Source organism: Pseudomonas shahriarae (genome assembly GCF_014268455.2).
Classification (GTDB): Bacteria; Pseudomonadota; Gammaproteobacteria; order Pseudomonadales; family Pseudomonadaceae; genus Aquipseudomonas; species Aquipseudomonas shahriarae.
On sequence record NZ_CP077085.1, the window covers coordinates 1,834,630 to 1,861,154 of the forward strand.

General features: G+C 60.9%; 24 protein-coding genes. 15 read left to right on the forward strand and 9 right to left on the reverse strand.

The annotated features are described in order from the left end of the window. Positions 1-8 precede the first annotated feature (8 nt). Both HU773_RS08220 and HU773_RS08225 read right to left on the reverse strand, forming a co-directional pair. Entirely contained in the window at positions 9-395 is a 387-nt protein-coding gene (locus HU773_RS08220; protein ID WP_057438777.1) for a YbaN family protein, read from the reverse strand. A 20-nt stretch (positions 396-415) separates the two neighbouring features. Further along, on the reverse strand, positions 416-1,003 hold the full coding sequence (locus HU773_RS08225; protein ID WP_169989949.1) for a UPF0149 family protein: 588 nt from the start codon (positions 1,001-1,003) through the stop codon (positions 416-418). Between the two features lie 274 nt (positions 1,004-1,277). Between HU773_RS08225 and recQ the strand changes: the two genes are divergently transcribed. After that, positions 1,278-3,407, forward strand: coding sequence for a DNA helicase RecQ (recQ, locus tag HU773_RS08230; RefSeq protein WP_057438779.1), 2,130 nt, complete (start codon positions 1,278-1,280; stop codon positions 3,405-3,407). 121 nt (positions 3,408-3,528) lie between these two features. Continuing rightward, on the forward strand, positions 3,529-3,963 hold the full coding sequence (locus HU773_RS08235; RefSeq protein ID WP_057438780.1) for a MarR family transcriptional regulator: 435 nt from the start codon (positions 3,529-3,531) through the stop codon (positions 3,961-3,963). Positions 3,964-4,107: 144 nt separating this feature from the next. Here the strand turns inward: HU773_RS08235 and HU773_RS08240 are convergent, their stop codons facing one another. After that, a complete protein-coding gene (locus tag HU773_RS08240; RefSeq protein WP_186626320.1) occupies positions 4,108-6,297 on the reverse strand; it encodes a patatin-like phospholipase family protein in 2,190 nt (729 codons plus the stop codon). Between the two features lie 83 nt (positions 6,298-6,380). Between HU773_RS08240 and HU773_RS08245 the strand changes: the two genes are divergently transcribed. Then, a complete protein-coding gene (locus HU773_RS08245) occupies positions 6,381-6,668 on the forward strand; it encodes an Rdx family protein (protein ID WP_057438781.1) in 288 nt (95 codons plus the stop codon). A 38-nt stretch (positions 6,669-6,706) separates the two neighbouring features. Here the strand turns inward: HU773_RS08245 and HU773_RS08250 are convergent, their stop codons facing one another. From HU773_RS08250 to HU773_RS08260, 3 genes are all read right to left on the reverse strand, one after another. Further along, a complete protein-coding gene (locus HU773_RS08250; RefSeq protein ID WP_120732214.1) occupies positions 6,707-6,988 on the reverse strand; it encodes a hypothetical protein in 282 nt (93 codons plus the stop codon). A 128-nt stretch (positions 6,989-7,116) separates the two neighbouring features. Next, the gene (locus HU773_RS08255) at positions 7,117-7,998 is read right to left on the reverse strand and encodes a DMT family transporter (RefSeq protein WP_120732216.1); all 882 of its coding nucleotides are present in this window, start codon (positions 7,996-7,998) and stop codon (positions 7,117-7,119) included. Between the two features lie 93 nt (positions 7,999-8,091). Further along, positions 8,092-8,850 (reverse strand): helix-turn-helix transcriptional regulator, encoded by a 759-nt coding sequence (locus HU773_RS08260; RefSeq protein ID WP_186626319.1) that lies wholly within the window; start codon positions 8,848-8,850, stop codon positions 8,092-8,094. Positions 8,851-8,984: 134 nt separating this feature from the next. On the opposite strand from HU773_RS08260, the gene HU773_RS08265 reads away from it, so the two are divergent. Further along, positions 8,985-9,794 (forward strand): UDP-2,3-diacylglucosamine diphosphatase, encoded by an 810-nt coding sequence (locus tag HU773_RS08265; protein WP_057438785.1) that lies wholly within the window; start codon positions 8,985-8,987, stop codon positions 9,792-9,794. A 63-nt stretch (positions 9,795-9,857) separates the two neighbouring features. On the opposite strand, the gene HU773_RS08270 is transcribed toward HU773_RS08265, so the two are convergent. The 3 genes from HU773_RS08270 to phhA all read right to left on the reverse strand — a co-directional run bounded on the left by HU773_RS08270 (position 9,858) and on the right by phhA (position 12,307). Further along, positions 9,858-11,054: an amino acid aminotransferase gene (locus HU773_RS08270; protein ID WP_186626318.1), complete on the reverse strand. Its 1,197-nt coding sequence runs from the start codon at positions 11,052-11,054 to the stop codon at positions 9,858-9,860. Beyond that, positions 11,054-11,410: a 4a-hydroxytetrahydrobiopterin dehydratase gene (locus HU773_RS08275; RefSeq protein ID WP_057438787.1), complete on the reverse strand. Its 357-nt coding sequence runs from the start codon at positions 11,408-11,410 to the stop codon at positions 11,054-11,056. Before HU773_RS08275 ends, HU773_RS08270 begins: the two co-directional genes overlap by 1 nt. 105 nt (positions 11,411-11,515) lie before the next feature. Beyond that, positions 11,516-12,307: a phenylalanine 4-monooxygenase gene (phhA, locus tag HU773_RS08280; RefSeq protein WP_057444562.1), complete on the reverse strand. Its 792-nt coding sequence runs from the start codon at positions 12,305-12,307 to the stop codon at positions 11,516-11,518. A gap of 277 nt (positions 12,308-12,584) precedes the next feature. Between phhA and HU773_RS08285 the strand changes: the two genes are divergently transcribed. From HU773_RS08285 to HU773_RS08335, 11 genes are all read left to right on the forward strand, one after another. Then, positions 12,585-14,147: a sigma-54-dependent transcriptional regulator gene (locus tag HU773_RS08285; RefSeq protein WP_186626317.1), complete on the forward strand. Its 1,563-nt coding sequence runs from the start codon at positions 12,585-12,587 to the stop codon at positions 14,145-14,147. A 328-nt stretch (positions 14,148-14,475) separates the two neighbouring features. Continuing rightward, the gene (locus HU773_RS08290) at positions 14,476-15,216 is read left to right on the forward strand and encodes a flagellar basal body rod protein FlgF (RefSeq protein WP_186626277.1); all 741 of its coding nucleotides are present in this window, start codon (positions 14,476-14,478) and stop codon (positions 15,214-15,216) included. 67 nt (positions 15,217-15,283) lie between these two features. Beyond that, a complete protein-coding gene (gene flgG / locus HU773_RS08295; protein WP_057958870.1) occupies positions 15,284-16,069 on the forward strand; it encodes a flagellar basal-body rod protein FlgG in 786 nt (261 codons plus the stop codon). A gap of 52 nt (positions 16,070-16,121) precedes the next feature. After that, positions 16,122-16,817, forward strand: coding sequence for a flagellar basal body L-ring protein FlgH (gene flgH / locus HU773_RS08300; RefSeq protein ID WP_032859002.1), 696 nt, complete (start codon positions 16,122-16,124; stop codon positions 16,815-16,817). Positions 16,818-16,844: 27 nt separating this feature from the next. Then, on the forward strand, positions 16,845-17,933 hold the full coding sequence (locus HU773_RS08305; RefSeq protein ID WP_169989961.1) for a flagellar basal body P-ring protein FlgI: 1,089 nt from the start codon (positions 16,845-16,847) through the stop codon (positions 17,931-17,933). A gap of 4 nt (positions 17,934-17,937) precedes the next feature. Beyond that, on the forward strand, positions 17,938-19,200 hold the full coding sequence (gene flgJ / locus HU773_RS08310; RefSeq protein ID WP_186626278.1) for a flagellar assembly peptidoglycan hydrolase FlgJ: 1,263 nt from the start codon (positions 17,938-17,940) through the stop codon (positions 19,198-19,200). Positions 19,201-19,210: 10 nt separating this feature from the next. Continuing rightward, positions 19,211-21,235 (forward strand): flagellar hook-associated protein FlgK, encoded by a 2,025-nt coding sequence (flgK, locus tag HU773_RS08315; RefSeq protein ID WP_169989954.1) that lies wholly within the window; start codon positions 19,211-19,213, stop codon positions 21,233-21,235. A gap of 14 nt (positions 21,236-21,249) precedes the next feature. Then, positions 21,250-22,869 (forward strand): flagellar hook-associated protein 3, encoded by a 1,620-nt coding sequence (locus tag HU773_RS08320; protein WP_186626279.1) that lies wholly within the window; start codon positions 21,250-21,252, stop codon positions 22,867-22,869. 268 nt (positions 22,870-23,137) lie between these two features. After that, complete coding sequence (locus tag HU773_RS08325; RefSeq protein WP_120732225.1) at positions 23,138-24,067, forward strand: ketoacyl-ACP synthase III; 930 nt, start codon at positions 23,138-23,140, stop codon at positions 24,065-24,067. 285 nt (positions 24,068-24,352) lie between these two features. Continuing rightward, positions 24,353-26,056 carry a flagellin N-terminal helical domain-containing protein gene (locus tag HU773_RS08330; protein ID WP_186626280.1) on the forward strand — a complete coding sequence of 568 codons (1,704 nt, stop codon included), beginning with the start codon at positions 24,353-24,355 and terminating at the stop codon, positions 26,054-26,056. 71 nt (positions 26,057-26,127) lie between these two features. Continuing rightward, a complete protein-coding gene (locus HU773_RS08335; RefSeq protein WP_120732229.1) occupies positions 26,128-26,472 on the forward strand; it encodes a flagellar protein FlaG in 345 nt (114 codons plus the stop codon). Positions 26,473-26,525: the final 53 nt, after the last annotated feature.

The window sequence follows — 26,525 nt, forward strand, 5'->3', positions numbered from 1 at the left end:
GGCAGTTCCTACGATCGTGGCGGCAGGGTCTTCTGGCGCAGAATGTAGATTGTCACCAACACCGCACTGGTCAACATAAAACCCCGTGCCCAGGGCAATGGCACCAGGTAGCAAGAGATGCCGATGCTCAGCCACATCAGGCCGATTGCATAGACTTTGCCCTTGAGTGGGATGCCGTTGCCATCGAGGTAATCCCGAATCCAAGGGCCCAGGCGCGGATGGTTGACCAGCCAGTCGTAGAAGCGCGGTGAACTACGGGCAAAGCAGCCGGCGGCCAATAGCAGGAAGGGGGTGGTCGGCAAGACCGGCAGGAAGATTCCGATCACCCCGAGCACTACGCTCAACCAGCCAATGGCCAGCAGCACGTAGCGCACAATCGGGGAGCGGTTGCCCATGGGCGCCACGGGCGGGGGACTCAGTGATGGCGAGGCTTGAGGATCGCCGGTTTTTCGTCGGGGGCGTTGCACAGCAGGTACAGGGCGGTCAGTGCTTCCGGGATCTGTACGACCATGTCGTCCATCAGGTTGGCATCGCTGGCGATGTCGGCGAACTCAGGCTGGTCGTCGAACAGGCCGGAACCGACCATGATCGGCAGCAGCATTTCGCTGACTTCTTCCTCGGCGGTTTCGAACCAGGCGGCTTCACGCAGGAACACACCTTCCATGAAACCAATGCACCAGCCGCGCAGGTCGGAGTCGTCCGGCTCTTCGCCGAGGTCGAGCTCGCAGGGCAGCTCGAACTCTTCATCGGAGGCCAGTTGGCGGGAGATGTGGGCCTTGAGCTGGATCAGGGTTTCTTCGATCTCGCTGCGCTGGGCCTCATCCTTGTAGTGTGGCTCTTCGGCGAACAGGGCGTCGATCCATTCACGATCAGGAACCGGTTCGGAGCAGATCGACAGCGCAGTCAGGTAGCCATGGGCGGCCACGTAGTCCAGCGCCTCGTCATGCAGCTCATCGGCATCGAGGAAGGCTTGCAGGCGGTTTAGTTGCTCAGCGAAGGACATTGAAAGACTACCTTGGGAATATACGATGCTGAATTCTAGGCTTTCTTGAGCGTGCAGGCCAGCCGCACGGCATATTTGCAAGGTTTTCAGATGGGCCGCTATTCGTCAGCGGCGCCCTTTGCCGGGGAGTGCTCGGGTATACTGCCGCGTTTTGTGATGCCCCTGCAGGCCGGATGCGGTTGCGGGAAAAGTTCGCTTACGGATTATTTTCCGGCCAGGCGTGCTTTTTCAGCCAGCCTGTACAGAGGGATTTCGGTGGAATTTGGAGTTTTTCATGCTTGAACAGGCTCAACGCGTCCTCAAGGACATCTTCGGCTACGACAGCTTTCGTGGCCGCCAGGGTGCGATCATTGAGCGCGTGGCCAGCGGCGGTGATGCCCTGGTCCTGATGCCTACCGGCGGCGGTAAGTCGTTGTGCTTCCAAGTGCCGGCATTGTTGCGCGAAGGGCTGGCGGTGGTGGTCTCGCCGTTGATCGCGCTGATGGACGATCAAGTGGCCACCCTGGAAGAACTGGGCGTCGCCGCCGCCGCGTTGAACTCTACCCTGAGCGCCGAGCAGCAGCGCGACCTGGCGGCGCGGATCCGCCGCGGCGAAGTGAAAATGCTCTACCTGGCGCCCGAGCGTCTGGTCCAGCCGCGGATGCTGGCGTTCCTGCAGAGCCTGGAAATCTCCCTGTTCGCAATCGACGAGGCCCACTGTGTTTCCCAGTGGGGCCACGATTTCCGCCGTGAATACCTGCAATTGGGGCAACTGGCCGAACTGTTCCCCAACGTGCCGCGCATCGCCCTGACCGCCACGGCCGATAAGCGCACCCGCGAAGAGATCGTCGAGCGCCTGCACCTGCAGAACGCCGAGCGTTTTCTCTCCAGCTTCGACCGTCCGAATATCTTTTACCGCATCGTGCCCAAGGAACAGCCGCGCAAGCAGTTGCTGGCGTTCCTTTCGGAGCGGCGCAGCGATGCCGGGATTGTCTACTGCCTGTCACGCAAGAAGGTCGATGAAGTGGCGGCGTTCCTGTGCGAGCAGGGCTACCCCGCGCTGCCTTACCACGCTGGCCTGCCCAACGAACTGCGGGCCTACCACCAGAAGCGCTTCCTCAACGAGGAAGGCCTGATCATGGTCGCGACCATTGCGTTTGGCATGGGCATCGACAAGTCCAACGTGCGCTTCGTGGCCCATATGGACTTGCCCAAATCCCTGGAAGCGTACTACCAGGAAACCGGGCGGGCCGGGCGTGATGGCCTGCCGGCGGATGCCTGGATGGTCTATGGCCTGCAGGATGTGGTGATGCTCAAGCAGATGCTGCAGAACTCCGAGGGCGATGAGCGCCACAAGCGCCTGGAGCAGCACAAGCTCGACGCCATGCTGTCGCTGTGCGAAGAAACCCGCTGCCGTCGCCAGACCTTGCTCGCCTATTTCGACGAAGACATGCCCCAGCCCTGCGGGCATTGCGACAACTGTGTAGATGGTGTGCAGACCTGGGATGCCACTGAGCCAGCACGTCAGGGCCTGTCGGCGATCTTCCGTACCGGCCAGCGTTATGGCGTCGGCCATCTGGTGGATGTGCTGCTGGGCAAGGACAACGAAAAAATCCGCAGCTTTGGCCACCAGCACCTGTCGGTGTATGGCGTGGGCAAGGCGCGGGCTGAAGGCGAATGGCGCTCGCTGTTCCGCCAGATGGTGGCCCGTGGCCTGGTGGATATCGACCTGGAAGGCTACGGCGGCCTGCGCTTGAACGACAGTTGCCGGCCACTGCTCAAAGGCGAGGTCAGCCTGGAGCTGCGCCGCGACCTCAAGCCGCAGACCACTGCCAAATCCAGCAGCACCAGCCAGGCCAGCCAACTGGTGCGTGGCGAAGAGCGCGAGCAGTGGGAAGCCCTGCGTGCCTTGCGCCGCAAGCTGGCGCAAGAGCACAGCGTGCCGCCCTACGTCATCTTCCCCGACTCCACCTTGCTGGAAATGTTGCGTGAGCAGCCCACCACCATGGCCGAAATGGCTCGGGTCAGTGGCGTCGGTGCGCGCAAGCTGGAGCGTTATGGCCAGGCCTTCCTGGAAGTCCTGGGTGGCCAGGCCGAGGCGCCGAAGGAAGTCGCCGATATCCGCCACGAACTGATCAGCCTGGCCCGCGCCGGCATGACCCCGATCCAGATCGCCGGGCAGTTGCAGTGCTCGGAAAAGAACGTCTACACCTTGCTGGCCGAGTCCATTGGCAAGCAACAGCTGTCACTGGAACAGGCCCTTGATCTGCCGGAAGACTTGCTGGGTGAAATCCAGGATGCGTTTCTCGATGGTGAAGGCGAGTTGCCACCTGTTTCCGATATAGCACCGCTGTTCACCGGGCGGGTGCCTGAGGGTGTTTTGTACTGTGTACGGGCCGCTTTGCAGTCGGAATTCGAGATTTGATGCGTCAATTACGACAATGTAACGAATCAGTACATTGCAAACCTTGCCTACTGTCATAGGTCATGCTTAGCTGACTAATAATTAGCCACACTTTATTTTCAGTCTAACCCATGAGTTTTTTATGCCGTTAACCGATCAACACCGTTTTGGCATGCAGTTGGCGCAAATGTCCCGTGGCTGGCGCGCCGAGTTGGATCGCCGTCTGGCAGGGCTTGGGCTGTCCCAGGCCCGTTGGCTGGTGCTGCTGCATCTGGCCCGCTTTGAAGAAGCGCCGACCCAGCGTGAGCTGGCCCAGAGCGTCGGGGTGGAAGGGCCCACATTGGCGCGTCTGCTCGACAGCCTGGAAAGCCAGGGCCTGGTGCAACGCCAGGCTGTGCTAGAAGACCGGCGCGCCAAGCGCATTGTGTTGTGTGATCCGGCAAGGCCGCTGATTGATCAGATCGAGACCATTGCCACGGCTTTGCGCCAGGAGCTTTTTGTGGGGGTCGATGAGGAGGATATGCGGGTGTGCATGCGGGTGCATGGGCATATCCTGGCGAACCTGGAAAAGACCTGATCTGATTACGCCGCTGATCAAAATGTGGGGGCGGACTTGCTCGCGATGGCGTCGGGTCAGTTACTGGATATTTGGCTGACACTCCGTCATCGCGAGCAAGCCCGCTCCCACACAAGCCTGCTCCAGCTCGGCTAAGTGTTTTTCTTAGAACGTCTGCCCAAGATTCAGATACACCGCCTTCTGATTGTCATCATTGAACCCATAACTGAAATTCAACGGCCCCAGCGGTGTATCAAACCCGAGGAAGATGCTCGCGGCATTGATATAGCCACTGTCGAATTCATTGTCGTTGTTCCACGCCCGCCCCCGTTCCAGGGAGGCGCCCAGGTACAGTGGGAAGTCCAGCGGCAGGTACGAGCGTGGGGTCAGGCGGCGGTAGTAGACGGCGCGCATCAGGCTGATGTTCTGCCCGGAAATCGCATCCTGGCGGAACCCTGACAGCTGCCGCGCACCGCCCAGCAGGAAGCTGGAAATCACCACGTCTGAATTGTCCAGAGTGCGCCCGTAGCGACCGCCCAATACCAGGGTGTCCGGGCCGTGGCTCATGGCCTTGTCCAGCTTGAACTCCCATTGCCGGTAGCGCTGGTCGGAGCCCAGGCCGGGTTCGAATTCGCGGTAGGCCAGGCCAATGTCTTCGCCGGTATGGGGGAAGTACACGTTATCCAGGGAGTCGAACGAGTACTTCAGTTCGTAGAAGCCCTCGCTGAAGCTCACGCTTGGTAGGTCGCGGTCGCCAATGCGCACATCGGCCTTGCCCCAGGCCTCGCCGACACCGAAGCGGATTTCGCCGCTGTTGCCGATCTGCCGGCCGACGTTCAAGCCAAAACCATAGCGCTCCAGGCGGTACTCGGAGATCGGGTCGTTATCCAGGATCAGTTCGACGTTCTGCGCCTGGGCGCTGATATAGGGGGCGACGAAATAGCGGGAGCCGGTATCCATCGGCTGGTAGAACTCGCTGTACAGCTCCTGGCGATCACCGATCTGCACCCGGGTCAGCCATTCGGCGCCGAGGCGGTTGATGCCGTTGATGCGGTAGCTGGCGCCGAGGTTGAAGGCGCTGTCGCCGCGCATGTCATCGGACAGGTTGAGCCCCAGGCGCAGGTAGTCGGTGCCGCTGCGTTTGCCGCGCGCGCTGATGACCAGGGTGTTGTCCGGGCCTTTTTTCACCACGCGGTATTGCACCTGTTCGAAGTAATCCAGGCCGTACAGGGTGCCCATATCCGATTGCAGGCGCGCCAGGTTCAGGGGCTCGCCAATGGGTTGGCGGATGTAGTAGCGGATCACGTCGTCGCCGACTTTCGAGTCGTTCTCCACCTTGATTGCGGTAATCGTCGGGTTGCGCTGGCCCGGCGTGCGGGCGGCGGTCAGTTCGGCGTCCACGGACCCGGTTGGGCGCAGGCGTGCCAGGCGGGTATCCAGCGCGCGGGTGGCGCGGTAGCCGGCGTCGATCATGTCCTTGGCGCGGCCAAAATCGGTCACGCCATACGCGGCCAATGGTGGCTGGATCAGCACATCGCCTGCGTGCAGGGCCTTGAGTTGTTCTTCGGAATTTCGGCGGGTCATCAGGGTGATGGACTGGTTGAGCACATCCACCACCGTCGTCAATTGCTTGCGGCTGCGCAAGGGCGTGCCGATATCCACCACAATGGCGACATCGACCCCCATCTCACGCGCCACATCCAGGGGGATGTTGTCGGTCATGCCGCCATCCACCAGCAGCCGGCCGTCCAGCTCCACCGGGGCGAACACTGCGGGGATCGACATGCTGGCGCGAATCACCTGGGGCAGATGGCCCTTGCGAAACACCACTTTTTCGCCGCTGGTGATGTCAGTGGCCACGGCGCGGAATGGAATCGGCAGCTTGTCGAAGTCGCGGGTGTTGCTGCTGTGGGCGAACATGCTCTCCAGCAGCAGCGCCAGGTTCTGGCCCTGGATCACGCCCAGGGGCAGGCCCAGGCTGCCGTCATCGCGAAAACTCAGTTTCTGCTTGATCAGGAAGTCCCGGTCATCCTGTTTGCGCCGGAACGGCACGTCTTCCCTGGGCGGGGCATCGGACAGTGCCAACTGCCAGTCGATGCTCAGGGCGAGCTTTTCCAGTTCATCGATCTTGTAGCCTGATGCGTACAGCCCGCCAATCACCGCGCCCATGCTGGTGCCGGCAATCGCGTCGATGTGGATGCCTTGCTCTTCCAGGGCCTTGAGCACACCGATGTGGGCCAGGCCGCGGGCAGCGCCGCCGGAGAGCACCAGGCCGATTTTCGGGCGCGGGGCTTCCACGGCGTGGACAAAGACAGGGAGTAGGCACAGCAACAGGCAGGACAACAGGCGGCGCATCATCAATCTCGGGGCTGGACGATAAAGGCCGGTATTATAGCCATCCGATTCACCTGTCCCGTCATGCAGGAGTCTGTCATTTCATGTCCACTGCCAAGCCTGAGATTGTCATCACCTATTGCACCCAATGCCAGTGGCTGCTGCGCGCTGCGTGGCTGGCCCAGGAACTGTTGAGCACCTTTGCCGATGACCTCGGCAAAGTGGCGCTGGAGCCGGCGACCGGCGGGGCGTTTCGAATCACGTGCGACGGTGTACAGATCTGGGAGCGCAAGGCCGATGGCGGGTTCCCGGAGGCCAAGGTGCTCAAGCAGCGGGTGCGCGACCAGATTGATCCGCAGCGAGACCTGGGGCACAACGACCGCGCCTCGTAAACGGCACTGCCGGCGCTTGGCCGGCAGTGTCGAGTGGTTTATTTGGCGGCCATTTTATTCTTGATCCAGCCGACGACAAACGTCAGCACCAAGCCGCCCACACCACCGCCAACGATATTGCTGCCCACCGCCGCAACATCCAGGGCTCCGCCCGCCGGCATGCCGCTGATGGCCGAGACGATTTGCCCCAGCACCAGGCCGCCGACGCCGCCGACCACGGTGTTGAGCCCGGAGCCCAGGCCTTGCTTGCTCAGGCCGGCGATATTGCCGCCGACTGCGCCGCTGATGATCTGAATGATCAGGGTGATAAACATGTCCATGGTGAAACTCCTGCAGAGCGTTAGGGGAGTGACCACTCGCATGCAGCAACTTCAAGGACCACGGCTGTCGTCGAGGAGTCTGTATCCGTTGAACGACAGCTGACTGTTGCGGATACAAAAAGTATAGATCAGGCCGCGGCCGTCGGTTGCCTGGCCTTGACAGGGCGGCTCATCAAGCCTGAGACGACTATGGCGGCAATAATCAGCACACCGCCCAGCAGCATGCGCAGGGTCGGGGTTTCGCTGAACAGCAGCCAGGCCACGGTGATGCCATACACCGGCTCCATGGCGAATACCACAGCAGCGGTGCGCGCCTTGAGCACCTTGAGGCTGGCGACAAACAAACTGTGGGCCAGGCCGGTACAGAACACCCCCAGCAGGCCGATCCACAACCAGTCCAGGGCGCGTACTTCTGCGAGGCCTGGGGCCGCGACGGGCAGCAGGCACAGGGCGACTACCACGTTCTGGCACAAGGCCGCCTGCACGGGCGGGATGCTGGCGCTGGCCCGGTTGTTCAATGACAGCAGCGAGAACAGCAGGCCCGAGACCACGGCCCAGACCAGGCCGCTGGTGGCTTGGCTAGCGAGGTCGAAGTCCGGGGTGACCAGCACCAGGCCGACGCTGACCAGCACCACCAGCACCATTTCATTGGCGCGGATCCGCTCGCGAAAGATCAGCCCTTCGAGGATCACCGTAAACGCCGGGAACGTGGTGAAACCCAGCGTCGCAATCGCCACGCCGGCCACTTTTACCGCAATAAAGAAACTCACCCAGTGCCCGGCCAGCAGCAAGCCGCTGAGCAGCAGGCGCCGCAGGTCGGCGCTGTACAGCTTGTGCCAGGGCGTGTTGCTGGCGAAGCGGGCGAACAATGCCAGGGCTAGCACGGCGAAGGCGGCGCGGCCAAACACGATAATGCTCGGCGAGGCGGCGGCGAGCTTGCCGAAGACGCCGGTGAGGCCAAACATTAATGCACCAATGTGCAGGGCGCCGAGGGCAGTGCGCGGGGTCATGACAATCCTTAAAACAGTGTGCGGGCAGGCATCCAGTCTAGAGCGCCTGGCGCCTGGGTGTCTGTCGTGGGAATCGCCGTTTTTATCGCAGGACTAGCGCCGCTTGTCGAGTCGACGCAAGGCTCCGGGCGAGCTGCCGAACTCGCGCAACATGGCGGCGGCAAACGCACTTTGCGAGGCATAGCCAACCCGCGCGGCGATCTCACCAATCGGCAGGTGGCTGTCGCGCAGCAAGCCACGGGCCATGTGCAGGCGACGATTGCGGATGTAGTCCATGGGGGTCAGCCCGCATTCGGTGACAAAGCGTGCGTGCAGGCGGGCGACGGACATATCCGCCAGCCGTGCCAGATCCGCGACCTGCAGCGGGTAGGCCGCATGCTGGTCGATATGGGCATTGAAGGCGCCATAGGGCAGGCGTCGTGCGCCGGTGTGGGCGGGTGGCTGGCCATTGAGCGTGGCCAGTAGCAGCACCGCACCTTGTTGGGCGATCAAGGGGTCATCCAGTGCGCCGCTCGCCAGCCAGTTGACCAACTGGCCCTGGCGGCTATCCAGGCTCACCCGCGCCGGCCGATCCAGCAGGCGGCGACTGGCATCCGCGTGCTCGCCCAAGGATTGCACCATCCACTGTTCGTCGGGCACATCCAGTACCAGGCAGTGGCTGCCCTGGGGGCTGCCGCAGGCGTGATGGGCGGAGAAGGGCAGGACCATCACCCCTTGCGGGCAAATTTCGCCGCCGATGCCTTCCACCTCGAAATCCAGGCGGCCGGCCAGGCCGAACACCAGTTGCGCATGGTCATGGCTATGGGCAATCAGGTCGTGGGTGTAATGGCGCAGCGTGAGGGTCGGTCTCATCGCAATCTCCCGGGCAGGCCGGCAGTTTACACCGCCCGACGGGCGGCGGGCGCTGTCATCTGCCTGACGCAAGACTGTCATGGGCTATTAATTGCCCGGGCGCAAGCTGGCGAAAACACCCCTGAGGTATGCCCATGACCAGCGCCGAGCTCGCCAAACCCAGCCGCAAGCAACGGGTTCGTACCCTGTGGATCTCCGACGTGCACCTGGGCACCCGGGACTGCCAGGCCGAACATCTGTCGCAGTTCCTCAAGGGCTACCACGCCGACAAGGTGTACCTGGTGGGCGATATCATCGACGGCTGGAAACTGCGCAGCGGCATGTACTGGCCCCAGGCCCACACCAACGTGATCCGCCGCCTGCTGACCATGAGCAAGCGTGGCACCGAGGTGATCTACGTCACCGGCAACCACGACGAGTTCCTGCGCCGCTATTCAAAGCTGATCCTGGGCAATATCCAACTGGTGGACGAAGCGGTGCATGTGACTGCCGATGGCCGGCATCTGCTGGTGATCCACGGCGACCAGTTCGACGTAATCACCCGGTACCACCGCTGGCTGGCGTTTCTTGGCGATTCGGCCTACGAGTTCACCCTGACCCTCAACCGCTGGCTGAACCACTGGCGGGCGCGTTATGGCTATGGCTACTGGTCGCTGTCGGCGTACCTCAAGCATAAGGTGAAGACAGCGGTGAGCTTTATCAGCGATTTCGAGGAAGCCATCGCCCATGAAGTGACCAAGCGCGAGCTGCACGGCGTGGTGTGCGGGCATATCCACCATGCGGAGATTCGCAAGGTGGGCGAGGTGGACTACCTCAATTGCGGGGATTGGGTGGAGTCGTGCACGGCATTGATCGAGCACTGGGATGGGCATATCGAGTTGTATCGGTTGGCGGATGCCCAGGCCAAGGAGGCGCAGGTCAAGGCCGAAATGGTTGCTGGCTGAAGATCGCCTCGGTCAAAAAAATGTGGGAGCGGGCTTGCTCCCACATTTGGATAGCGTTTTGTCTTAGGGTTTACATACGTGCGCAATGGCATCGGCAAGCAACCCCAGGCGCGTCTCATCAATCCCGGCCACGTTGGCCCGCCCGGAACTGACCATGTACACGCTGTGTTTTTCTCGCAGCTGTTTCACCTGTTCGGCGCTCAAGCCGGTATAGGAAAACATCCCGCGCTGCACGCCGACATGGGCAAAACGCTCAGACAGCCCGTGGGGCGCCAGCGCTTCGACCAGGCCCGAACGCAATTGCGCGATACGCGAGCGCATGCCTTCGACTTCGCTGCTCCACAGCTGTTTGAGCTCCCTATCACCGAGGATGGTCGCGACCACGGCAGCGCCATGATCCGGCGGTGTCGACCACAGGTTGCGCGCGATAAACGCCAGCTGGCTGCGCACATCCAGCAGTTTCTCGGCATCGTTGGCACACACAATCAGCGCGCCGACGCGGTCGCTGTACAAGCCGAAATTCTTCGAGCAGGAGCTGGTGATCAGCACCTCAGGCAGTTCATCGGCAAACAAGCGCACCGCCCACGCGTCCTGCTCCAGGCCATCGCCAAAACCCTGATAGGCGAAGTCGATCAGCGGCAGCAGTTGGCGCTCGCGCACGATCTGCAGGACCTGGCGCCAGTCGTCCTGGGACAGGTCGAAACCGGTAGGGTTATGGCAGCAGGCATGCAGCAGCACCACGTCGCCCTCGGGCACGGTGGCCAGGGTGGCGAGCATGGCCGGCACGTCCAGGCGGTTATCACTGCCCACATAGGGGTAGTGGCTGACCTTGAGCCCGGCCTTGGCGAAGATGGTTTCGTGGATCGGCCACGTCGGGTTGCTCAGCCACACGCCACGGCCTGGCAGGCTGTGGGCGATAAAATCGGCGCTCAGGCGCAGGGCGCCGGTGCCACCTGGGGTTTGCGTGGCGCCCGTGCGGTGTGCCTTGAGCAGCGCGGAACCGGCGCCCAGCACCAATTCACTGATCAGGCGGCCGAAAGCCGGGTCGCCATGCCCGCCGATGTAAGTCTTGGTGGTTTGCTGGTCGACCAGGCGCTGCTCGGCGCGTTTGACCGCCTGCAGGATCGGGGTCAGGCCCTGGGCATCTTTATAGACGCCCACGCCCAGGTCGAACTTTTGCGGGTTGGTGTCCCTGGCATAGGATTCCATCAGCCCCAGGATCGGATCACCGGGCACCCGGCCAATCGCGGCGAAATGCATTACTTGCGGCCCTCGGCGTCCTTGGCCACTTCGTCAGTGCGTGCGGCCATGATGAAGTCGTTGCGGTGCAGGCCCTTGATGGAGTGGCTCCACCAGGTCACGGTGACTTTGCCCCATTCGGTCAGCAGGCCAGGGTGATGACCTTCAGCCTCGGAGATTTCGCCCATGGCGTTGGTAAAGGCCAGGGCGAATTTGAAGTTCTTGAACAGGAATACTTTTTCCAGTTGCATCACGCCGTCGCGCACTTCGATGTTCCAGTCGGGGATCTGCTTGATCAGCGCCGGCAGTTCTTCGTCGCTGACTTGTGGGGCATCGGCGCGGCAGGCTTCGCAATGGGCTTGGTTCAAGGTGGTCATAACGGTGTTCCTGAAATCGAGTATGTGGAATTCGGTTGCCAGTCGCGTCACCCTAAAGCAACGCGCGGCCAGGGAACAGACTCACCTGGCCTTTAAAGCATCAGTTCAAGCCGCCTTGGGCTTGGGGGGGAACTTTGGCGCATGCAACCCCAGCTGCATGCCGCGCTCGACCATGCCCATGATGTCTTCCTGCGCCACTTCGAACAGGCGCTTGAGGTTGGGCAGGGCGAAATACAGCGGCTGCAGGATGTCGATGCGATACGGCGTGCGCATGGCTTCCAGCGGGTCGAAGGCCTGATGCTCGGGCTCATCCGACAGGCAGTACACCGTCTCTTTCGGTGACGACAAAATACCGCCACCGTAGATGCGCCGGCCTTGGGGGGTGTCCACCAGGCCAAACTCAATGGTCATCCAGTACAGGCGCGCCAGGTACACGCGCTGCTCCTTGGTGGCCGCCAGGCCGAGCTTGCCGTAGGTGTGGGTGAATTCGGCGAACCAGGGGTTGGTCAGCAGTGGGCAGTGGCCGAAAATCTCGTGGAAAATATCCGGTTCTTGCAGGTAATCCAGCTCTTCACGGGTACGAATAAAGGTCGCCACCGGAAACTGCTTGTTGGCGAGCAATTCAAAGAAGGTCTGGAAGGGGATCAGCGCCGGCACCCGCGCCACCTGCCAGCCAGTGGTTTCGGCCAGCACTTTGTTGATTTCGGCGAGTTGCGGAATACGGTCATGGGGCAGGCCGAGCTTGTCGATGCCATCCAGGTATTCCTGGCAGGCGCGACCCTCGATCACTTTCAGTTGACGGGTGATCAGGGTGTTCCACACCGCGTGTTCTTCGGGCGGGTAGTGGATAAAACCTTGCGCATCGGGCTCGCGGGCCACGTAGTGCGTCTGTTTCATACGACTCTCCTGCTAGGCATTCGTTCTTGTTATGTCCTGCTATGGGCTTATTGATACTCCGCCTGGCCGTGGATTCCACCCGTTGTTAAGGGAAGCCTGTAGGAAAAGTCGGCGTCTTTCGTAAAATATTCGTTACGATTTTGCCGTCGAGCACGCTGCATTGCGTTTTGCTGGTTTGAAAAGGGCGCTGGCTGTCACATAATCTTGACGACTATCTGCGTCCGGTGACAAAAAGACGCAGCCCGATCAGCCCTCCTACAACAAACCGGGCCTTTACATGCGTATCAAAGTGCATTGCCAGAACCGCATCGGCATCCTGCGGGATATCCTCAACCTGCTGGTGGAGTACGGGGTCAACGTGGCCAAGGGCGAGGTTGGCGGCGAACATGGCAATGCCATCTACCTGTACTGCCCGAACCTGGTGAATATGCAATTCCAGGCCCTGCGCCCGCAGTTCGAGGCGATTGCCGGGGTGTTTGGCGTCAAGCGGGTAGGGCTGATGCCCAGCGAGCGTCGGCACATGGAACTCAACGCCTTGCTGGGGGCGTTGGAATTCCCGGTGCTGTCCATCGACATGGGCGGCTCGATTGTCGCGGCCAACCGCGCGGCGGCGCAGTTGCTCGGGGTGCGGGTGGACGAAGTGCCGGGGATTCCCCTGTCACGCTACGCCGAGGACTTCGACCTGCCGGAGCTGGTGCGTGCCAGCAAGTCGCGGATCAATGGCCTGCGGGTCAAGGTCAAGGGCGACGTGTTTCTCGCCGACATCGCCCCGCTGCAATCCTCCGAACATGACGACAGCGAAGCCATGGCCGGCGCCGTACTGACTCTGCACCGCGCCGACCGGGTCGGTGAGCGCATCTACAATGTACGCAAGCAGGAGCTGCGAGGCTTCGACAGCATTTTCCAGAGCTCTAAAGTGATGGCGGCGGTGGTGCGTGAAGCCCGGCGCATGGCCCCCCTCGATGCGCCCCTATTAATAGAAGGCGAAACCGGCACCGGTAAAGAATTGTTGGCGCGCGCCTGTCACCTGGCCAGCCCACGTGGGCAGTCGCCGTTGATGGCACTCAATTGCGCGGGGTTACCGGAGTCGATGGCCGAGACCGAGCTGTTCGGCTACGGCCCTGGCGCGTTTGAAGGGGCGCGGGCGGAGGGCAAGTTGGGGCTGCTGGAACTGACGGCGGGCGGTACGTTGTTTCTGGATGGCGTGGGTGAAATGAGCGCGCGATTGCAGGTGAAATTGCTGCGCTTTCTGCAGGACGGCTGCTTCCGGCGCGTGGGCAGTGATGAAGAGGTTTACCTGGATGTGCGAGTGATTTGCGCGACCCAGGTGGATTTATCGGAATTGTGTGCCCGTAGCGAGTTTCGCCAGGACTTGTATCACCGGCTCAATGTGTTGTCGTTGCATATCCCGCCGCTGCGCGAATGCCTCGACGGTTTACCGCCACTGGTCGAGCACTTTATCGACCAGGCCAGCCGTCTGATTGGCTGCCCGCTGCCCAAGCTGGCGCCGGCGGCCATGGAGCGCCTCAGCCACTACCATTGGCCGGGCAATGTGCGGCAGTTGGAAAACGTGCTGTTCCAGGCGGTGTCGCTGTGTGAGGGCGGCACGATCAAGGCTGAACATATTCGCTTGCCGGACTACGGCGTGCGTCAGCCGCTTGGCGACTTTTCCCTGGAGGGTGGCTTGGAGGAGATCGTCGGGCGGTTTGAAAAGGCCGTGCTCGAAAGCCTGTATGCCGAGCATCCCAGCAGTCGCTTGCTGGGTAAGCGCCTGGGCGTGTCCCACACCACTATCGCCAATAAATTGCGCGATTACGAAGTGCTCAAGGCCGACAAATAAGCCCCTGACACAGCGGGATAAAAATGTGGGAGCGGGCTTGCTCGCGAAGGGGGTGGATCAGTCAATACAGGTACCGACTGATCCACCCCCTTCGCGAGCAAGCCCGCTCCCACAATGGATCTGTGTTAATGCCAAGACCGGTGTTTGCCGCAACCGGCAGAACTCCGCCGTTTTTCCGACTCGTCCTGCCCCTCCAATAATCCTTGATACGCCCCAACCCCTTGCCCCGCCTGCCTTTCCCCGACTTTTAAAAAGTTGGTGCGCAAATTGCTAAAGACTCCTCAGTACATCGGTGGGCGGCAAACGTCCGTCAGTAAGAGGAATGAGCGTGGACAAATACCTTTATGTGGCAATGACCGGCGCCAGCCAGAATGCTCTGGCGCAAAAGGCCCATGCCAACAACCTGGCGAACATTTCCACCAACGGTTTTCAGCGTGACCTGGAGCAGGCCCGTTCGATGCCGGTGTTTGGTGACAGCTTTCCGGCGCGGGCGTTTGCCCTGACCGAGCGTCCTGGTACCGATTTTTCTCCGGGTTCGATGGTCGAGACCGGCCGTGACCTGGACGTTGCCGTCGGCGGCGATGGTTGGATCGCCGTGCAAACCCCCGATGGCGGCGAAGCCTACGTGCGCACCGCGAGCATGAATATCGACGCACTGGGCGTGCTGCGGGCCGGCAACGGCATGCCGATCATGGGCAATGGCGGGCCGATTTCGGTGCCACCCGAGCAGAAGGTCGAAGTCGGCGAAGACGGCACCATCAGCATCCGCGCCATGGGCGAAGGCCCACGGGTGATGGCAGAGGTGGACCGCATCAAGCTGGTCAAGCCGGACCTGGCCAATATGACCAAGGGCCTGGATGGCGCGGTCCACACCAAGGACGGCCAGCCGGCGGTGGCCGATGCCAGCGTCAAGGTGAATTCGGGCTTCCTGCAGTCGAGCAACGTCAATGCCGTCGAAGAAATGACGGCGGTGCTGGCCCTGTCCAAGCAGTTCGAATTGCACGTGAAAATGATGAACAGCGCCAAAGAAGACGACCAGGCCATGACTCGCGTCATGCAGATGAGCTGATTGCAGCGCCACTGACTACTAATTTTGTAACGCGGCGCCAACAAACAGGCGCACGAAGGAGAACAGCATGCTTCCGGCTCTATGGGTTGCCAAAACCGGTCTGTCCGCCCAGGACACCAACCTGACCGTTATTTCCAACAACCTGGCGAACGTTTCGACCACGGGCTTCAAACGTGATCGCGCCGAGTTCCAGGACCTGCTCTATCAGATCAAGCGCCAGCCGGGTGCGCAGTCGACCCAGGACAGCGAATTGCCGTCGGGCCTGCAAGTGGGTACCGGTGTGTCCATCGTCGGCACCCAGAAGAACTTCACCGCCGGCAACCTGCAGCAAACCGGGCAGCCGCTGGACATGGCGATCAATGGCCGTGGCTTCTTCCAGATCCTGCAGCCGGATGGCACTACTTCCTACACCCGTGACGGCACCTTCCACCTGGACTCCAACGGCCAGGTCGTGACCGCCAACGGTTTTGCCCTGGAGCCGGCGATTGTCGTGCCCAACGATGCCCAGACCTTCACGGTCGGCGCCGACGGCACCGTGTCCGTCACCATCGCCGGCAACCCGGCGTCGCAAGTGATCGGCAACCTGCAGACCGCCGACTTCATCAACCCGGCCGGCCTGCAAGCCACCGGTAACAACCTGTTCCTGGAAACCGCTGCCAGCGGCGCGCCGCAAGTCGGCACGCCGGGCCTCAACGGGTTTGGCACCACCCTGCAAAGCACCCTGGAAACCTCCAACGTCAGCACCGTGGAAGAGATGGTCAACATGATCACCACCCAGCGTGCCTACGAGATGAACTCCAAGGTGATTTCCACCGCCGACCAGATGCTTTCGTTCGTTACGCAGAATCTGTAATCCAGTCTATGGGGCGCTCATAAGGCGCCTGCAACACCGTGAGGTAAGGGTCATGAGTCGCTTTGTTTCTGTTCTGGCATTGAGTGGGATTGCCGTGCTCGCGGGCTGTGTCGCCCCGACGCCAAAACCCAATGACCCGTACTACGCACCGGTGTTGCCGCGCACGCCACTGCCAGCCGCTGCCAACAATGGCTCGATCTACCAGGCCGGTTTTGAGCAGAACCTGTACAGCGACCGCAAGGCGTTCCGTGTTGGCGACATCATCACCATCACCCTCAACGAGCGCACCACGGCGAGCAAGAACGCCAACTCCCAGGTGGCCAAGAACAGCAAGACCGGCATCGGCCTGACCTCGCTGTTTGGCGGTGGCTTGAACACCAACAACCCCCTGGGCAGTGGTGACTTGAGCCTGGACGTGGGCTACAGCGGCGACCGCGCCACCAACGGCAGCAGCAAGGCCGGGCAGGGCAACAGCCTGGTGGGTTCGATCACCGTGACCGTGGCCGACGTGCTGCCCAACGGCATCATTGCCGTGCGCGGCGAGAAGTGGATGACCCTCAACACCGGTGACGAACTGGTGCGCATCGCCGGCATGGTGCGCGCGGACGATATCGCCACCGACAACACCGTGCCGTCCACACGGATTGCCGATGCACGCATTACCTATTCGGGTACGGGTTCGTTTGCCGACGCCAGTCAGCCGGGTTGGTTCGACCGTTTCTTCCTTAGCCCGCTGTTCCCTTTCTAGGTGATCACTTTGAATCTCAAACAGCTGATGGCAGCGGTGTTGTTGCTCTCCCTGAGCGTTGCTGTCCAGGCCGAACGCCTGAAGGACATCGCCAGTATTTCCGGGGTGCGCAGCAACCAGTTGATCGGCTACGGCCTGGTGGTGGGGCTCAACGGCACGGGCGACCAGACCACCCAGACCCCGTTCACCCTGCAGACCTTCAACAACATGCTCTCGCAGTTCGGGATCAAGGTGCCGCCAGGTTCGGGCAACGTGCAGTTGAAGAACGTCGCGGCGGTGTCGATCAGTGCCGATCTGCCGGCGTTCTCCAAGCCGGGGCAGGTGGTGGACATCACCGTATCCTCCATTGGTAACTCGAAAAGCCTGCGTGGCGGCACCTTGCTGATGACGCCGCTCAAAGGTATCGACGGCAACGTCTACGCCATCGCCCAGGGCAACCTGGTGGTGGGCGGGTTTGATGCCGAAGGGCGCGACGGTTCGAAGATCACCGTCAACGTGCCATCGGCCGGGCGGATTCCTGGCGGCGCCACGGTGGAACGTACCGTGCCCAGCGGTTTCAACCAGGGCAACAGCCTGACCCTGAACCTCAACCGTTCGGACTTCACCACCGCCAAGCGTGTGGTCGACAAAATCAACGACATGCTCGGCCCAGGCGTGGCCCAGGCCATCGACGGCGGCTCGATCCGCGTGACTGCGCCGCTGGACCCAAGCCAGCGTGTGGACTACCTGTCGATCCTGGAAAACCTTGAGGTCGATCCGGGCCAGGCGGTGGCCAAGGTCATCATCAACTCGCGTACCGGCACAATCGTGATCGGCCAGAACGTCAAGGTGTCGCCAGCGGCCGTGACCCACGGCAGCCTGACCGTGACCATTACCGAAGACCCGATTGTCAGCCAGCCCGGGCCGTTGTCCGGTGGCCAGACCGCCGTGGTCCCACGCTCCCGGGTCAATGCCCAGCAAGAAGCCAAGCCGATGTTCAAGTTCGGTCCCGGCACCACCCTGGACGAGATTGTCCGTGCGGTGAACCAGGTGGGCGCGGCGCCCGGCGACTTGATGGCGATCCTCGAAGCCCTGAAACAGGCCGGCGCCTTGCAAGCCGACCTGATCGTGATTTGAGGCCATGGCCATGGACATGCGCAAGAGCGGTATCGCCAGCACGGCAGACTCGGGGTCCTACTCCGACCTGAACCGGCTTAACCAGCTCAAGTTCGGCGACAAGAACAGCGACGGCAACATGCGCAAAGTGGCGCAGGAGTTCGAGTCGCTGTTTCTCAACGAGATGCTCAAATCCATGCGCTCGGCCACCGATGCCCTGGGCAAGGACAACCCGCTGAATACTCCGGCGGCCAAGCAGTATCAGGAAATGTACGACCAGCAACTGGCGGTCTCGCTGTCTCGCGAGGGCGGCGGTATCGGCCTGGCGGACGTTTTGCTGCGCCAGATGCAAAAGAACAAGCCGGTGGAAGGGCAGGCCTCGACCTTGCAGGGCCCGGACGCGGCAGAGAAGAAAGTTGACGTGCCGACACCCATTGCCGCCGGTACCCAGGCGGATGGCCCGTTGGGTCGTTCCAATGGCCAGCGTGCGCTGTGGGCGGCGCGGGTCGAAGTGGCGCCGCGGGCCGATGAAGGCACCCTGCGCAATGACATGGCGCTGATGAATCAGCGGCGCATCGCCTTGCCGAGCAAGCTCACCGATCGCCTGCTGGCCGGTATCGTGCCGGGCGTCGAGGCGGCGGGCGCCGCCAAGGCTGCGCCACTGCGCAACAGCGCCGCCGAAGATGGCGTGATCAACGGTGCTGCGCGCACCTTTGCCGCCCGCGATTCGCGCATGCAGATTTACGGCCGCGCCGTGGCCCAGCCACCGCTGGCCCCGGCGAAAAAAGCCTTCAGTTCGCAAGACGAGTTTGTCGCCACCATGCTGCCCATGGCCAAGCAGGCGGCCGAGCGCATCGGCATCGACCCGCGCTACCTGGTGGCCCAGGCTGCCCTGGAAACCGGCTGGGGCAAATCGGTAATGCGCCAGCAAGACGGCAGCAGCAGCCACAACCTGTTTGGCATCAAGGCCGGGCAGAGCTGGCAGGGCGCCCAGGCGCGGGCGATCACTAGTGAGTTTCGCAATGGCGAGATGGTCAAGGAGACGGCGCAGTTCCGTTCCTACGACTCGTACCAGGACAGCTTTCACGACCTCGTGACTTTGTTGCAAAGCAATGAAAGATATAAAGAAGTCTTGAAGTCGGCCGATAACCCGGAACAGTTTGTACGCGAGTTGCAAAAAGCCGGGTATGCAACGGACCCGGCGTACGCCAGCAAGATTTCGCAGATCGCCAAAGCCATGAACAGCTACCAAAACTACGCTGCCGCTGGCGCATCCACTCATTTATAAGGTTTGAACCATGGGTTTGCTCAATATCGGGATGTCAGGACTCAATGCGGCTCAGGGATCGCTTGCGACCTTGAGTAACAACATTGCCAACGCCAAGACCCCTGGATACTCGCGTCAGCAGACCATGCAGACCGCCAATGGCATGTCCGCGGCCGGTGGGGTGTTCGTCGGCACCGGCACTACGCTGTCGGATGTACGCCGGGTGTATAACCAGTTCCTCGATACCCAGTTGCAGACCACCACGTCGCTGAATTTTGATGCCAAGGCCTACCTGGACCAGATCGGTTCGGTGGACAAGTTGCTGTCCGACAAGTCCACCGGTGTCGGTGCGGCCTTGAACAGCTTCTTCGCCGCGTTGCAGACGTCTTCGGCCAACCCCAGCGACAACTCCGCGCGCCAGTTGGTCTTGACCATTGCCCAGACTCTGGGCAACCGCTTCAACTCGATTGCGACCGAACTGAACAAACAGAAAGAAGGCATCAACAGCCAGTTGGAGACTATCACCGGCCAGGTCAATCAGTTGACCTCCTCGATTGCCTCCCTCAACCAGCAAATCTTCCAGGCCAAAGGCCAGGGCAACGGCGAGCCGGCGAACCTGCTGGATGCACGCAACGAAGCGGTGCGTTCGCTCAACGAACTGGTAGGGGTCAAGGTCACTGAGTCGGACGGCCATTTCAATGTCTCCCTGGGTACCGGGCAGACCCTGGTCGCGGACGGTGTGTCGAACAAGCTGTCGGCGGTGCCGAGCAAGGACGACAAGAGCCAGTACTCGGTGGTGTTGACCACCAGCGGGCAACCCATGGATGTCAGCTCGGTGATCAGCGGTGGCTCCATCGGCGGCTTGCTGCGTTATCGCCAGGACGTGCTGATGCCGGCCATCAACGACCTGGGGCGTACCGCCATGGTGGTCGGCGAGGCCATCAATACCCAGCTGGGGCAGGGCCTGGACGCCAACGGGCAGTTCGGCGCCGCGCTGTTCAATGACATCAACAGCGTATTTGCCATTGGCCAGCGCAGTGTTGGCGGCTCGAATAACAGTGCCGGCTCCGGCAACCTGAACGTCACGATCAAAGACACCAGCAAACTGAGCACCTTTGACTACAAGGTGACCTTCAGTGACGACAAGAATTACACCGTGCTGCGTTCGGACGGTAAGTCCATGGGCACCTTCGACATCACCCAAACGCCACCGGAAATCGACGGCTTCACCCTTGCCCTGGATGGCAAGGGCCCGGTGGCTGCTGGCGATACGTTCAAGGTCAGCCCGACCGCCGGTGGCGCGATGGACCTCAAGGTGGTGATGACCGATCCCAACAAGCTGGCGTTTTCTGCGCCGCTGTTGGCCGAGGGCAACAAGAACAACAGTGGTACTGGCGTGTTCGAACCGCCGACGCTGAGCTTGCCCCTGGATATCCATGGCGGTGCCGGCACCGCACAGCTGGAAGCGGCGATCAAGGGCGCGATGCCGGTCAAGATGACGTTTGGCGAGCGTGCCGCCGATGGCACCCAGAGCTATGTGATCAATAACGCCCAGGGCCAGCCCATTGGCACCGGCACCATCGTGCCGGGCCAGGACAACAAGCTGACGATCAACGTGCCGTACGTAGACGGTAATGGCGACCCACAGACATTCGGGGTCGACACGGTCATCCGTGGTGAGCCGAAGCCGAACGATAGCTACAGCGTGTCGTTCAACAGTGGCGGCAAACTGGACAACCGCAATGCCTTGCAACTGCTCGACCTGCAAACCCGCAAGACCGTGGGCGCCACCGATGGCAATGCCGGCGTGAGCATGAGCACCGCGTACAGCCAGCTGGTCTCGTCCGTGGGTGGCAAGGCCAGCCAGGCCAACGTCGATAACAATGCGACCGGGGCCATGCTCGCGGCCGCCACGTCCAATCGCAGCTCCGTGTCTCAGGTCAACCTGGACGAGGAGGCCGGCGATATGATCCGTTTCCAGCAGTACTACACCGCGTCGTCGCAGATCATTAAAGCTGCGCAAGAAACCTTCAGCACGCTGATCAACAGTCTTTAAGGGAGTTTGAGACGATGCGAATCTCGACAGAACAGTATTTCAATACCACGACTGCGCGTTATACCAACAACTTCTCCAACGTCACCAAGACCCAGCAGCAGATCGACTCCGGCGTGCGCATCCAGACGGCGGCAGATGATCCGGTGGGCGCGGCGCGTTTGCTGCTGCTGCAGCAGCAGCAGGATATGTTGGGGCAGTACGCGGGCAATATCAGCAGCATGAAGAACTCGCTTAACAGCGAGGAAAGCGTGCTTGCCAGTATCGACACCGCCCTGGCGCGCGCGGGTGAGTTGTCGCTCAAGGTGGCGGGCAAGGGCGGTGGCGGTATCAGTGATGACGACCGCAAGGCCGTTGCCGCCGAGATTGGTGAAATCGAAAAGCAGGTCCTGAGCTTGCTTAACAGCAAGGATTCGTCCGGTCATTACCTGTTTGCCGGCGGCAAGAGCGACACCCCGCCATACGCCCGCAACAGCGACGGCACCTACAGCTATCAGGGCGATGAAACGCCGCTGAGCCTGAAGGTTTCCGACACCTTGTCGATGGTGGTCAATGACACCGGCAAGTCGATCCTGGAAGGTACGGTCAATGCGGGGCGTACCCAGGCGACCGGTTCGGTCAACGATGGCAAGGTGCTGGTTTCGGGCGGCATCGTCACGTCGCCGTCGACTTATGACAGCAGCTTCACTGACGGCCAACCATACAAACTGACGTTCCTCAGCAGCACCGAATACACCGTGACGGATGCGGCAGGCAACGACATCACCGCGCAAACCCCGGGTAACGGCAAGTTCGATGCGACCAAGGAAGGCAGTGCTTCGGTCACCGTGCGCGGCGTGACTTTTGATGTCGACCAGAACCTGGGGGATGCCAAGCCCGGTGCTGAGGCTGACGCGGTGTACAAGGACCGTGAATTCACCCTGCAAAGCAAGCCGGACAGCTTCAGTGTCTCGCGTACGCCGAGCAACCAAACCTCGGCGCAGTTGTCGGGCGGCACCGTCACCAGCCAGGCGGACTACAGCAGCACCTTCCCGAACAAAGGCGCGGTGATCAAATTTACCTCGACCACAGAGTATGAGGTGTATGCCCAGCCGATCACCGCCGATAGCAAGCCGGTTTCCAGCGGCACTGTGGTGCCGGGTACGCCAGCCCTGCCGGGTCCACCGCCTGTGCCCGCCACGCCAGACAGCATCACGGCCGCTGGCGTGAAGTTTGACATCACCGGCGCACCGGACATCGGTGACCAGTTCGCCGTGGGCTCCAACACCCACAAGACGCAAAATGCCCTGGATACCCTCAGCCAACTGCGCCAGGCCCTGGAAACCCCTTCTGACGGCGACCCGATTGCCCAGGCCAAGCTGACCGATGTGGTCAATGCTGCCATTACCAATATCAAGGCCTCCCAGGCCCAGGTTGATGGGGTGCGGGGCTCCATTGGTGCGCGGTTGAACTCGCTGGCGATCCAGGAGACCGAGAACACCAGCATGGTGCTGGCCAACAAATCGACCACCGCCGCCATTGGTGATACCGATGTGGCTACCGCCTCGATTGACCTGGCGTTCCAGAAGGCAATGCTGGAGGCCTCGCAGCTGGCCTTTGTGAAAATCTCCCAGTTGAGCCTGTTCAGCCGGATGTAATCGGCCTGGCAAGACCCGACGGCCCACCCTGGAAACAGGGTGGGCCGTTGTCGTTTCTGGCGCAGGCTTTTAAACAAAGCGCACAAAAATGAGTGACCTATGAGTCATAAAGCGCATCTTCACTGTATCGTGTGAAAAGGCCAAGCCATCTTTCAGGCCCAGGTCAAGGCGACTTCGATGGTTTTTTGCGGGGTTATCCCCTTTATTGTCAGCGCCCCTGAAGGATTTTCAGGGGTGTTCTCCAGCTATTTTGTATTGGGAAGCCACAATGATTGGCATAAAAAGCATCGCCAGCTACGTGCCGGCAGAAGGGCTGGACAACTACGCCCAGGGTGCAAAATTCGCCAAGGATGAAGAGTTCATCATTGGCAAGATCGGCTCGGCATTCCTGCCGCGCAAGGATGTTGCACAGGAAACCTCGGATTTGTGCGTCGAGGCGGTCAATGCCTTGTTTGCCAACAACCCCGAGCTCAAGCGTGAGTCGATCGACGCGCTGATCGTCGTGACCCAGAACGGCGACGAAGAAGGGCTGCCGCACACCGCCGCCATCGTCCAGGACAAGCTGGGCCTGCCGACCCACGTCGCGGCCTTCGATATCTCCCTGGGCTGTTCCGGCTACGTCTACGGTATCTACGCGATGAAAGGTTTCATGGAAGCCGCCGGCCTGAAAAACGGCCTGCTGGTGACCGCCGACCCGTACTCGAAGATCGTCGATCCGGAAGACCGCAACACCACCATGCTGTTCGGCGACGCCGCCACCGCCACCTGGATGGGCGAAGACGCCCCCTGGCAGTTGGGCAAGGCCAAGTTCGGCACCGACGGCTCCGGCGCACCGCACTTGAAGGTCAGCGATGGCGTGTTCTTCATGAACGGCCGCCAGGTTTTCAACTTTGCCCTGCTGAAGGTGCCCGCGCACCTGCACGAGCTGCTCAAAGAGTCGAACCTTGTGGCCGATGATATCGACGCGTTCTGCATCCACCAGGGCAGCGCGGCGATTGTCGACGCCGTGGCGCGGCGTTTTGAAGATGCGCCGGTGGAGAAATTCATCAAGGACATGGTCGAGACCGGCAACACCGTGTCGTCGAGCATTCCGCTGCTGCTGGAAAAGCACGTGATGGACGCCGAGTGGAAGCGCGTCGCCCTGAGCGGGTTTGGCGTGGGCCTGTCGTGGGGCTCGGCGATTATCTATCGGCCGTGATGCTTTGATAGGCTGCATAAAAAACGCCCAGGGTCGAAAGATCATGGGCGTTTTTTTATGCGGGTGTCGAGGCGGGGTTCTGGCGCCAGTAACCCGTGATTGCTGGCATTTCGGCCATCTATAAGGCCTTGAAATACAAGGGGTGGCACAGGGCTAGCAAAAAAACTCAAAAAAATCCTCAAGCAACCTGCATTCACGACGATAACTATTACGAAGGTTCTCTAGGCCACACCCGGCGGTTGCCAGGGCCGGAAGCCGCAGTATCCAACTCACGAGGATTTCGTCATGGCAATGTCCGTAAACACCAACATCACTTCCCTGGGCGTCCAGAAGAACCTGAACAAAGCATCCGACGCTTTGAGCCAGTCGATGAACCGTCTGTCTTCCGGCCTGAAAATCAACAGCGCCAAAGACGACGCCGCTGGCATGCAGATCGCCAACCGTCTGAACAACCAGGTCAAAGGCCTGAACGTTGCCATCGCTAACGCCAACAACGGTGTTTCGATCGCCCAGACCGCTGAAGGCGCAATGCAAGAATCCACCAACACCCTGCAGCGTCTGCGTGAACTCGCCCTGCAAGCGGCGAACGGTGATAAAAGCGACGCTGACCGTGTTTCCCTGCAACAAGAATTCACCGCTAAAGTGGGCGAGCTGAACCGCATCGCTTCCACCACCACCTTTGGTGGTCGTAACCTGCTGGACGGCTCGTTCAACAACGTGGCGTTCCAGATCGGCGCCAACGCCAACGAGACTATCTCGTTCGGTATGACTGATATCAGCGCTACTGCTCTGAAAGGTAATTTCAGTGAAGCGACCGTCGCTGGTACTGCGATGGAAGGCTTGAGCGCGACCTCTACTGGTTCCGTATTGTCTACTGGTACTGCAACGGCCACGAGTACAGCTGATCTGACCCTGACCGCTGGTGGTGGCGGGTCTTCAATTCTTGCTGCTGATGTAATTACCATTAATGGCAATGCAATCACTGGGTTGGCGGATGGTGATTTCGGTACGGCTGTAGCTGCAAGAATCCAAGCTGCCGATCCTACTGTAACTGCATCGTTCGACGACACCACGGGTGTGTTCACTCTTACCTCTTCTTCTCAAATCACCATCGGTGGTGCTGATGCAGGCAAGCTTGGCCTTGCAGCTGTAACCCCAGCTACTGGCTCGTCGCCCAAGACTGGTGCTGCAGCTATGGGGGCCGTCGGTGGTATCTCCGTCAATGGTACTAATGTTGCTTGGACTGCAACCAGCACCATTCAAGATGTACTGGACGGTATTACCGCTGTAGGTGGTATCGCCTCCGCCGCAATCGGTACTGATGGTCGCATCAAGGTTACGTCTGAAGATGGCAACGATGTCAAACTGACCAACACTGTCAGCGGCTCGCTGTCGCAACTGGGTTTGGCTGCAGGTACCTCCCAAGCCAAACTGACCGAAGACACTTCGATCAGCCTGAACGGCGTAGAAGTCAAATTCAAGAAGGGCGATACCAGCGACGCGATCGTAGCTTCGATCAACAGCGCCAGCACCGGTGTTATGGCTAGCAAAGCTGCTGACGGTACTCTGTCGCTGTTCGCTGACAAGAACATCGTTATCGCTGACGGTAGCGCAGGTACCGGTCTGGAGAAACTGGGTCTGACAGCTGGCACCACTACCGCTGTTACCCTGGAAACCACCGTTTCCGACCTGAACATCCTGTCCGCCGCTTCGTCCCAGCAAGCCATCCAGGCCCTGGACGACGCCATGCAGCAGATCGACAGCCAGCGTTCGCAGCTGGGTGCGGTGCAAAACCGTTTCGCCAGCACCGTGGCCAACCTGCAGAGCATTTCGCAGAACTCCTCGGCTGCCAAAGGCCGCGTAGAAGACGCTGACTTCGCTTCCGAAGCCGCTGAACTGACCAAGCAACAAACCCTGCAACAGGCTTCCACTGCGATCCTGTCCCAGGCCAACCAACTGCCATCCGCTGTACTGAAGCTGCTTCAGTAATATCGGCTAGCGGTTAATCAACGGGGGGGTGCTAACGTGCCCTTCCGTTTTTTCAGTTTGGAGGTGATGACATGGACATGAGCATCAAGCTGAACGCGTCATACCCGGCTGCTACCACCCAGGCTCCCGCCACGGCTGCGACCCAGGCCAAGCCTGTCCCGCAGGCCGAGACCGAACCCGCCGAGGAGCCACAGCGCGTGGCATTGGAAAAAGCTGTTACCGATATGCGTGAGTTTGTGCAGGCTTCACAGCGCAACCTGGATTTTTCCATCGATGACTCCACCGGCAAAGTAGTGGTCAAGGTGATCGCTACCGACAGTGGCGAAGTGATTCGACAAATTCCATCGGAGACTGCGCTGAAGCTGGCGCAGAACCTGAGCGATGCCAGCAGCCTGTTGTTTGATACAAGGGCTTGAGTTGGCACGAAACATGTTTCTGATTGCTGCTTGGGCGTTCGTACGCCAAAAAA